Raw genomic sequence first — 10,767 nt, forward strand, 5'->3', positions numbered from 1 at the left:
GAGCACAGGTGTTCCTCTCGCTGTGCCTTCGCCTCGTCGTCGCTATCACCAACTACGAACGCGGAGACAATCCGGGAAGCACGATCATCACGGTGTGAGAAGAGTTCTATGACACCCTCGATCGTAATGCTGACTTCCTCGAAGTCGTTCGACTCAAGACTGCCGTCAGCGACGGCCTTGAGTCCTTCAGCGTTTCCATCCTGAATAGTCAGCACTGGATTGAACGTGTCGCGGCTACCGTCGTTGCCAGGATTGGTATCCAGCGGCGAACTCGAGGTGTCCGTCTGGACATTTAGTCCAGCACCATCATTGACATCAAGCGTGGTGGTGCCATTGTATTCGGCTGGGCCAGTAGTACCAGTATCCTCTTGGAACTCAGCAGCGACATCAATGGTGCCGGTCGTATCCGGTGCGAAGCTTTCCTCATTAGAGAAACTATCACCGGTCGTTAATGTACCGTCAGCATTGCTGCCACCATCGCCATCGTCATCGGTACCGTAGGTGTTGAACTGTGTTTCGTCACTAACGAAATTATCTCCTTCGTCAAGGGGCTCACCACGGAGCTTGACCGTTGCGCCAGTCGTTTGACCATCACGGAAGGCATCACCATTGAGCGTGATGTCGAAGTCTGGACTCTCACTGAATCCGTTCGTGAGGGCGGATTGCTGCGGACTGACACCCAACTCAATCGGATCGACCGTCGTTGTGACGGTATCTTCAACGTCATCTAACGTGTCTGTTTCGTCGGGACTGCCGAGTTTACCACCGAGGTCGTCAGTAACGCGAACATCAATTTCACCAGCCGCGCTCGGCTGGATGGTGGTGGTGTACTCACCGTTGGAGCCAGTGAAGCCGGACGAGAGCGTACTCGTGTCGTCATTGCCATCATCCGGACTCGCGTCTTGGATGACTTCGACATCGGCGTTACTGACTGCGTTACCGTCGGCATCTGTCACGGTGACCGTGAAGGACTGTTCTTCGTCGTACTGGATCGAGTCGAGCGTCGTGTCAACGTTCGTGAGTTGGCTCGACGGCTCGACTTCCAGCGTCAGCACTTCAGTCCCGTCACCGGAACCATCGTTGACACCAATGTAGGAGTCCGCAGTTCCATCCTCCGTATATGCATCGTTGTCAGCAGTGACCGCAAACGAGGAACCATCGTCAAGAGCGGTTCCTGCATAGTCGACCGTGATGCCACTGAACGTCGCGTTCCCGTCAGAGTTGAAGGTGGACGAGTAGAAATCGTCACCAGCTCCGTAGACAGCATCTGCTTGGTCAGATGCACTGTCGGCCGGGGAGATCAGATCGCTCTCGATATCGTCGAGGTACGCGGTCTGTCCGTCAGTGCCGAGTTCAAGAACGCGGATGTCGTAGGTGACACCCGCTCGAAGCACCGGACGGATCGTCGTTGACTGGGCAGCATCGGCAGTCAGGTCGCCCGCGATACTGCTAACGCGGTACTTTTCGTTCAGTGCGTCACCGGTAACGTCATTGTCAGCACCGAACGATCCTTCACCGTCTTCGAGATTTTGATCGTCGTCTAGGTCTATGTATGCGTCCGAGTCGGCGACACCGTCCGAGTCGGTGTCGACGTAATAGACATCGAACGGACCTTCACTTGCATCGAAGGTACCTTGACGGACGAACACACCGTTGCTCGCGCTTACGGTGAATGCGTCGCCTGCCGTGACATCAGCGTTGGTGACCTCGATATCATACTGAAGACCGTTCGATCCGGAAACCGTCGCAGAGGTTCCGAGATCCGCTTCGTCGGTACTATCGATAGAACCGGTGTCACCTAAGTCCATATCGACAGTCTCGACGACGCTGTCGGAGTCAGTGTCGACAAGTTGGAAGTCGATGGTTTCCTCGGCGTTCTGCGAACCGTCATCAACGTTCACGTCGACCGTCCCCGACATGTGGGTAGCAGTAACTCCCACATCTGCGGAGTCACCGTTACTGTCAGCATCAGTCGCCACGGTTGTGGCGGTGAGTTGCACTCCGTTGAACGCGGGGGTGGTATCGCCCTGCGTTAGAGCAACACCATCGTCAGCAGTGGGAAGGTTACCGTCACCGGCAGTGTCTATGATGACTGTATCATATTCGTGGGTGGCGTCATCACTAGTGTCCGCCAGTTCATAAGTGACCTCTTCAGTGGATTCATCGCCATCAACATCCAGCGAGAGTGTTCCATATAGTGGATCAAGGTCAGCTTCAGTGTGCTCTCCTGAAGCGGTCACATCGTCTGGCTTATCGGTAGAGGCGTCAGCAACAGTTTGCTCACTGATGCCAGTTTCATCTCCACCACCGATAGCTCCAGTACCTGTCGATGATGTGAGGTCAGCCACATCAACACCAGACAGGGAAACGGACTCTGTATCACCGATCGATAGCTGGTGAGCCGTCACCGTCGTCGCATTGGACTGCGCGCTTGCACTCCCAGCAAATGCCGCACCACCGATGGCCACCATCGAGGTGACCATGATGAACGCGAAGAAGACAGCACCGAACCGTTCGCGTGGACGCTTATTACCTGTCATGCAATTCCTCCGTCGGTATACCCGGCTGATCCGGATGTGTTGTCTACCATTATGTTGTGATTACGCATCGTCATCCTCAAGCTCGACGTGCTCCCGAAGGATCTCCTCGAGCTTTTCGGAGACGTTTTTGCCTTCACTCACGGCCTCGGCGCGAACCTGCCGCCACACCTGGCGGTCGACCTCGATGGTCGTCCGCGACTTCGGGCCGTCGCTATCCTCGCTTGTCATAGCTTCGCTCATACCGCTATCATCTGGCTATCATGCCTGTTGTGCTGTGAGGTGTAGCATTCGTCCTCGCTACGGTTCCCTCATTCATACTCGGACAAGTTAATGTTACCGGGTGTACCCTCATGTAGCGAATGCGCCCTCCAGAATCCTACTAAACCCTCACGGCCACGAATCCCGCGCAGGAGTACACCTCTCGTCAAAAAGGAGCCGGCTCAGATGCCGTCACCTTCACCAGTAGTGACAGGATACACGCGTCGTATCTGGTACCTACTCACCGTGGGATACAGGGGAGTAGAGCCGGGTCGCCTCGTGCCGGCTTCTGGACGCGACGCCTCACACCGGCCGCGACTCGTAGATCCGCGCCGACTCGTCGCGCGGGTCGTGGTCGTCCGCCTCGGCCAACCGCTCGCGGCCCCCCTCGGTCAGCCGCCAGTGGTTCGTCTGCCCGCTCGCGTCCCGGTCGAGCACCCCCGCGTCGTAGAGCTTGTTCAGCCGCTTGCGCAGGGTCGACTTCGCGTACGGGAGCGCGTCGTACAGCGTGCTCGAGGGCACCCACTCCGCGTCGTCGATCGCGATCTCGTACAGGATGGCGGCCGGATTGATGCTCGTCGACCGCCCCGCGAAGTGCTCGGCCAGGTCCGCCTCCTCGACCGGCGGGAGGTCGGCCGCCGCGGCGACCTCGCGGCCGGCCTCGGTGAGCGACCACCGATGCTCGTTCGACTCGGTCGTCGTCCGGGTGACGTACGCCCCCTCGAACCGCCGCAGCCGCATGTAGGCGGCCTTGGTCGACGTCGGCAGGTGCTCGGCGATGGCCGTCGTCTCGGCCGGCTCGACCCACTCGAGCACCCAGCAGAATTCCGCTTCGGTGACGAGGGAGTAGGACATACCGATCGTAACAAATTGCCACGTAAAACGATACCGGCGGTATACGCCGGCTACCACGCGATTCGCGCCGGCATACCCCACCACGCCGCCCCGCGTCCCGAACCCGCGTCCCGAACCCGCGACCGGCACCACGCCGAACGAAGCCGGGCGTGACGATCGAATCTGAAACGTTCGCACGTGCGACTGACCCACAGACAGCGGGCAAAAACTGTCACCGCGAGCCACAAAGTGTTTATAATCTTGTGTTGATATCGGCTGCATGAAGCGGCGTGAGCTCCTGATGCTCGTTGCGAGCGGCGGTAGTGTCTTCGCACCCTCCATGGCGAGCGGCAGTGAGCATTCCCTTGACGACGTCGTTGACCCCGACGCGATCAATCCCGACGAGACCGACACTCCCATGACCACCCCAGACGACCCCACCCCCAACGAGACCGACCCCGACGAGACCGACGCCGCGACCGAGACAGACCGCGAAACCGTCGAGCTGACCATCGAGCTGTACTGACCCCCAGGCCGTCCGTGTACCCGAGCTACTCTGACTGCCGAGCTACTCTGACTGTCGAGCTATCCTGACTGTCGAGCTATCCTGACTGTCGAGCTATCCTGACTGCAGAGCTATCCTGACCGCCGAGCCGTCTATTGTGGTGGTTCCGCGATCGAGTTTCATCGATCGCGTCCCCGCGAACGACCCCCACCGACGAGCGCCCAGCTACGATCGCCGACGGGCCGCCCCGAAGAGAACGAGTAGGATCGCACCGAGCGCGACCCCGACACCGAACCCCGGCGTGGTCTCTTCGACCGACTCGCCGGTCGCTCCGTCACCAGACGCGTTCGACCCCGTGCCGGCCTCAGCGGCCGAGACGTTCGACCCGTTCTGCGCGCCCGTCGCGTTCGCCTCCCCACCGCCCGCGGTCCCGTCGCCCGTGGTCTCGTCCGCGTCGGTCGTGTTCGCGACCGCCGAGCCGGTCGTCTCGGCCGTCGCGTCCCCCTCGGCGTCGGCCTGCGCCGACCCGTCGGTCGCGTTCTCGGTCGTCGCCTCGCCCGCGGGGTCGGTGGCGTTTTCCGCCGACGCGTCCTCGGAGACCCGCGTCTCGACGACCTCGATCGCGACCGACCGTCGCTGGTTCGTCCCCACGTCGACCACGCTGAACGAGATCGTGTCGCCGGGCGCGACCGTCTCCGGGGGCAAAAGCGTGAACGACACCGTCTCGTTCTGTGGCTGATTCCACACGATCCCGCTGCCCTGTGCCTCCCCACCCCCGGAGACGGCCTCGACTTCGGTCCCCTCCGGGGCGATCCCCCCGATCGCGAGCGCGTCCGCCCCGCCTCGGTCCACGGTGAGCCGCAGCTCGTCGCGCCCCGCGAGGTCCGTCGTGAGCGTCACGTTCGAGTCGTCCAGCTCGTACCCGGTTCGGGTGTCGCGCTCGGTTACGATCTCCACCTCCTCACGAGCCCGGTTCTCGCCGTCTTCGAGTTCGAGCGTGAACGGCCCGAGCCCGATCGAATCCGCCGCGAACCGGAACCGCACCCGTCCGTCGGTCCCCCACTCCGTGGCGTACGACGAGGCGAGCGTCTCGCCGTCCTCGTCGAGCACGTCGAGGGAGACCGCCGAGTCGTCCGGCCGGCGCGTCGTGGTCGCCTCGACCACGACCGTCTCGTCTATCGCCACCGGATAGATCCCGTCTGCGGGTGCTGCCGCCGGGTACACCCGCTCGATCGAGAGCCGCGCGTCGTCGTACCGGAACGACCGGGTGACGAGCTGGTCGTCGCTCCCGCTCGCGTTGACCGTGTTCGCGGCGATCCGATCGCGCACCTGGTCCCCGCTCCCCTCGAGCCCGGCGATATAATCTGCGACTGCGGCCGCGTCGTCGCCCGCGATCGGCCCGGACGCCCCCTCGCCGGGGATCCCGTCGCGGCCGAGCGAGACCACGTGAGCGGTGACCCGCCCCTGTTCGAGCGGCGCGAGCCCGATCGACTCGGCCTCGAACGTGCTCGTCGTCTCGTTCACGGAGACGGTGTCGACCACCGTCTCCCCGCGATCGTCGACGAACGCGTACGCGACCCGGTCTTGCCCCGGGGCCGTACCGTTGAGGTCGACGACCCCGTCCGCGGCGGCCACCTGGCCGTTCACCGTCTGGACGGTCGCCTCGAGCGTACCGACCGAGGCGGTGAGTCGATACCGCTCGCTCGAGACGTCACGAAAGTCCGCGGTCGAGATGGGCGCCCCGGGGTCGTCGACATCGGCCATGTCGGCGACCGCGATGTCATAGCGCCCGGGGAACGCGAGGATCTGGCTCCCGGTCGCCGTCGTGACGGTTGCGTCCGCGATCGCCACGTCCGTCTCGGAAAACGTGTCGTCCGAGTCGACCGAGAGCACCTGCGCGCCCGGCACGTCCTCGCCCGTGAGACTAACCGGTCGCCAGGCACCGGTGTCGCGGACGTATATCCCGACCGCCTCAGCACTCGTCGCCTCCCCGCGCACGTCCACCTCCTGGCCGATCGTGTACGCGCCGGTCGGCGACGCCAGCTCGAGCGTCCCCTGGCGGACGTCGACGTCGGTGTCGTCCCGCTCGAACGGCTCGAGCGCCTGCCGGGTCGCCGGTGGGTCGTACGTCCCCGCGCCGGCCGGCGCGTACACGAAGACGTCAACGCGCTCGTCACGAAGGTACCGCGTCTGGATCTCACCGGTCGCCTCCGAGCCCTCCACCTCGATCACGGCGTACGCGTACGCGATGTCTTCAGGGTCGTACGCCTCGTCGTCGGTCACCGCGGTCTGGCCGGTCGCGTTCCAGAGCCCGGCCGTCGTCGTGTCCCCGACGTTCCGGAACACGCCCGTGAGGTCGGCCGGGTCGACGCCCGCACGGAGACTCGACGCGGGGATCGTCACCAGGTGTCGGTTCCCGTCGAGCCCGCCGGCGACGGTGTAGTCGAGCCGCGTCCCCCGGGTGGCGTTCTCGCTCGCGACCGAGAGCGTCAGCGAGTCTTGTTCGGTCGTCTCGATCGTGTACGTCTCCGTGACCGCCCCGTGGTCGAGGCTCCGGTTCCCCTCGAAGCGGACGGTGTAGACGCCCGGGTCCTCACCGGCGAGTTCGAGCGCCAGCGTCTCGTCCGCCGTCGACAGCGTCGGCGCACCCGCGACGACCTGTCCCGTGACCTCGCTCCCGCTCGGGTCCTCGACGGTCACCTCGAGCTCCTCTGCGGCCGCAAAGTTCCACTCGGCGACAATTGTGAGCGTCCCCGCCCGATTGGCCGGTATCTGTCCGATGTCGCTGCCCGCCCGTTGCACCTCGGCGGTCGTGATCCGGGGCTCCTGAACGGTCACGGACATCCCACTCTCGGGGTCCCGGTAGGTCCCGACCGCCTCGTCGTCGGCGATCGGCAGCGAGAGTGTCGTCCCCTCGGCTTGGCCGGCTGTCTTCACGAACGCCCCGGCGTCGATCCGCGTGCCGTCGGTGTCGAGGAACGTCAGGTCCGACTCCCCCTGGAACACCGGCGTGCCGTTGAGGACGGTCGCAGCGCCTTGTGTCCGCGTCGCGTCCGCGGTCTCGTACCGGAGGTCGAACGAGACGGTGTCGGTGACCCCGCCCGTGCCGTCGCCCGCGGCGATCCGGTGGCCGGCGTCGGCGACCGCGTCGCTCGCCGTGAGCCCGGCCGTATCGTAGGTGATCGTCGTGGCGACCGAGGCGTCGACCTCACCCGCGTCGTCGGTCCCAGCGAGCGTGAGGGTGACGGCCTCCGCCGAGACGGTCGTCTCCGAAACGGAGACGTTCTCCCCTGACTCGACCGTCGCGTCCGCGCCGTAGAGTATCCCGTCGGGGAGGTCGGTCGGCGTGATCGTGATCGCCTCGGTGGCCGTGCTCCCGTCAACCGTGACGTCGAATCGCACCGTCTGGGAGGTGGTGCCGTCGGGGTCGATCGACACGTCGGTAGCGCTGTCGGCCGTGAGGCTGGTCGCGTCTGCGGTCACTGGCCCGCCGACACCGGCGAGTGTCACGGCTGCGAGGACCACGAGCAGACAGCCGAGCAGTACCGTCCCGCGTCTTCGGGTGGCGTCGGCTGCCATCTCACCGCCCGGCGGCCGCACCACGGAGGGCAGCTCCCGCGTGTTCGTGCTCGCCGTCTGTCGCTCGGTCGTCCCGCCGGCCGGGCCGACCACGTACCCTCGTCTGTGTCATCAGAAGTATAGTCGCACAATTGGGTAGACTACTAAATAGCTTGTGTCCGCGACCGACCAGTACCCACCCCACACAGTCGACAACACCCATACACAACACCCCAAACACGACACCCATACACACAATTTCGCGGTGGCGCGCGCCTCGCGGGCCGCGACAGCGTGCCCGCGAGCGCGTGCGAGGGATGAGCAAGGTGCGGCGAGGAGGAGCCGTAGGCGACGACTCGTCGCACCGAGTGAATCGGCTGGGGAGGGAGTGGCAGTAAGTGTGCCCGTGTACACGGAGTCGTCGCAGTCACAGCGCTCCCGACACCCACGTGTGGAATCGGTTGGGGAGGGAGTGACAGTAAGTGTGCCCGTGTACACGGAGTCGTCGCAGTCACAGCGCTCCCGACACCCACGTGTGGAATCGGTTGGGGAGGGAGTGGCAGTAAGTGTGCCCGTGTACACGGAGTCGTCGTGGAAATCCCCTCATTGACCGAGTCCGTACGCGTCTGGTGATCGCTGTGTCGACGAGCTGACTCCGTGATACACGGGGGCAGTTTCAGCCACACCCCCTGATACGCGCGCGAGAGTCTCTGTGTGACCACGACACCTCCGTGACATCCGGGCACAAATTGGGCCACCTCCTCCCTAATACACGCGTGAGAGTGACTATGAACGAGACGGCCGCGCGACACACGGGCACTACTTACCGCCACACCCTCCCCAGCCGATTCACTCGTCGCCATTGGCGACTCGTTCATCCCTCGCACGCGCTCGCAAGCCCGCCTTCGGCGACCTGCGAGGCGCGCGCCATGGTGGATGATCGACGTTCGAATCGGTTTGTGAGCTGAGTATGCGCGCATCGGAGAACGAAGCGCTTATGATCGAACCGGTTCCAGTACGAGTAACTCGCTGGTGTGGACCGCCAGTGGGCACTCGCCGCCGGACGGGCGCGACACGCCCGCGCGGGACGAGACGACATGTGGCCGGGGACCGGCCGAATCGCAAGCGTCCGCAGGCAACCATGGCACGAAGCTTCTACTCACACATCAAGCAGGCGTGGCAGTCCCCGAAGGAGGGGAAACTCGCAGAGCTCCAGTGGCAGCGCAAACAAGAGTGGCGCACCGAGGGCGCCATCGAGCGCATCGACCGCCCGACCCGCCTCGACAAGGCCCGCGAACTGGGCTACAAGGCGAAACAGGGCGTGATCGTCGCCCGCGTGAGCGTCCGCAAGGGTGGCTCGCGCAAACAACGCCACAAGGCCGGCCGCCGCTCGAAGCGCCAGGGTGTCAACCGCCTCTCGCGGCGGAAGTCTATCCAGCGCATCGCCGAAGAGCGCGCCTCCCGGAAGTACCGCAACCTCCGCGTGCTCAACTCCTACTGGGTCGGTGAAGACGGCTCACAGAAATGGCACGAAGTGATCCTCGTCGACCCCGCCCATCCCGCGATCGAAGCCGACGACGACCTCTCGTGGATCTGTGATGACAACCACAAAGGCCGGGCCTTCCGCGGGCTCACCTCCGCCGGGACCAAGGGCCGCGGCCAGCGGACCCGTGGCAAAGGGACCGAAAAGACCCGGCCGTCCGTCGGCAGCAGCGATCGGCAGGGCAAGTAACGTCGACTCGCGGGGTTTTCACTCGTCCGTCCAACGCCAAGCCGACTCGACAGTCCGTTCTCACACAGCAGCCATCCGCACCTGGGCCGAGTCTATACGTGTGTGGCAGCGCTTCCGTGATGAACACGACCGCACGACACCCAGGCCCAGTTTCAGCCACACCCACCCCAGCCGATTCTGTACGTATGTGACCGTGGCTGTGTGAGCAGGACGATTGTGCGACACACGGACACCAATTGGGCCACACCCTCCCCAGCCGATTCTGTACGTGCCTGGTGGTTCTGTAACGAACACGAGTTCGCGACACCCGGGCGCAGTTTCAGCCACACCCTCCCCAGCCGATTCGCTCGGTCGCTTCGCTCTCTCGCTTCATCCCTCGCACGCGCTCGCGAGCACGCCTTCGGCGGCTCACGAGGCGCGCGCCACCGCAGTGGTATATATGCTGACTTAGCGGGGAAGTCGTTATACCGGTCGCGAGCGCACGCGAACGTATGTCACTCTCGCTCGACTCGACGCAACTCGACCGCTACTCCAGACACATCATCATGGAGGAGGTCGGCCCGGACGGCCAGGCGCGTCTCCTTGAGAGTCGTGCACTCGTCGTCGGCGCGGGCGGACTCGGCGCCCCGGTCATCCAGTACCTCGCAGCCGCCGGTGTCGGCGAGCTCACGGTCGTCGACGACGACGTCGTCGAACGCTCGAACCTCCAGCGACAGGTGATCCACGCCGACGCAGATGTCGGCACGCCCAAAGTCGAGTCGGCGAGCGCGTTCGTCGAGGCGCTCAACCCCGACGTGACAGTAACCACCCACGAAATGCGTCTCGACGTCGACGAGGCTCCCGAACTGATCGACGGCCACGACGTCGTCGTCGACTGCACCGACACCTTCCGGACCCGCTACGTCATCAACGACGCCGCCCGGCTCGCGGGCGTGCCGGTCGTCCACGGCGCAATCTACAAGTTCGAAGGACAAGCGACGACACTCGTCCCCGAGGGCCCCTGTTACCGGTGTCTCTTTCCCGAGGCACCCGAGCCCGGGACGGTCCCCGACTGTGCGACAACCGGCGTCCTCGGGGTACTCCCCGGTACCCTCGGCTGTATCCAAGCGACCGAAGCGGTCAAGCTCCTACTCGAGACCGGCGAGCCGCTCGTCGGCCGACTCCTGTTTTACGACGCGATGGACATGACCGTCGAGACGGTCCCATATCGAAAGAACCCGGAGTGTCCGGTGTGTGGCGACAACCCAATCAAGGCGATTCGCGACGTCGACTACACCGGCGGCTGTCGGATCGACGCGGATTAAACGAACCGAGTTGTGAGGCGACATCAACCGGGCGAC

The 10,767-nt window shown here is 64.2% G+C and carries 6 protein-coding genes and 1 pseudogene; 3 read left to right on the forward strand and 4 right to left on the reverse strand.

Annotated elements, in window-relative coordinates; genetic code table 11:
* Positions 1-2,459 precede the first annotated feature (2,459 nt).
* From ACWUI7_RS06760 to ACWUI7_RS06770, 3 genes and pseudogenes are all read right to left on the reverse strand, one after another.
* Positions 2,460-2,540 (reverse strand): annotated as a pseudogene (locus ACWUI7_RS06760) (hypothetical protein); the annotation flags it as partial.
* 60 nt (positions 2,541-2,600) lie between these two features.
* Positions 2,601-2,780, reverse strand: a complete 180-nt coding sequence (locus tag ACWUI7_RS06765; RefSeq protein ID WP_496641460.1) for a hypothetical protein — start codon at positions 2,778-2,780, stop codon at positions 2,601-2,603.
* A 321-nt stretch (positions 2,781-3,101) separates the two neighbouring features.
* Positions 3,102-3,653: a hypothetical protein gene (locus ACWUI7_RS06770; protein WP_496641461.1), complete on the reverse strand. Its 552-nt coding sequence runs from the start codon at positions 3,651-3,653 to the stop codon at positions 3,102-3,104.
* Positions 3,654-3,912: 259 nt separating this feature from the next.
* Between ACWUI7_RS06770 and ACWUI7_RS06775 the strand changes: the two genes are divergently transcribed.
* Entirely contained in the window at positions 3,913-4,158 is a 246-nt protein-coding gene (locus ACWUI7_RS06775) for a hypothetical protein (RefSeq protein ID WP_496641462.1), read from the forward strand.
* 204 nt (positions 4,159-4,362) lie between these two features.
* On the opposite strand, the gene csg is transcribed toward ACWUI7_RS06775, so the two are convergent.
* Positions 4,363-7,809, reverse strand: coding sequence for an HVO_2072 family ArtA-dependent S-layer glycoprotein (gene csg, locus ACWUI7_RS06780; RefSeq protein WP_496641463.1), 3,447 nt, complete (start codon positions 7,807-7,809; stop codon positions 4,363-4,365).
* 1,027 nt (positions 7,810-8,836) lie between these two features.
* On the opposite strand from csg, the gene ACWUI7_RS06785 reads away from it, so the two are divergent.
* Together ACWUI7_RS06785 and ubaA are read left to right on the forward strand one after the other, a co-directional pair.
* Positions 8,837-9,427, forward strand: a complete 591-nt coding sequence (locus ACWUI7_RS06785; protein WP_496641464.1) for a 50S ribosomal protein L15e — start codon at positions 8,837-8,839, stop codon at positions 9,425-9,427.
* A gap of 491 nt (positions 9,428-9,918) precedes the next feature.
* A complete protein-coding gene (ubaA, locus tag ACWUI7_RS06790; RefSeq protein WP_496641465.1) occupies positions 9,919-10,731 on the forward strand; it encodes an SAMP-activating enzyme E1 in 813 nt (270 codons plus the stop codon).
* Positions 10,732-10,767: the final 36 nt, after the last annotated feature.

It is taken from the genome of Halorubrum orientale (genome assembly GCF_059623105.1).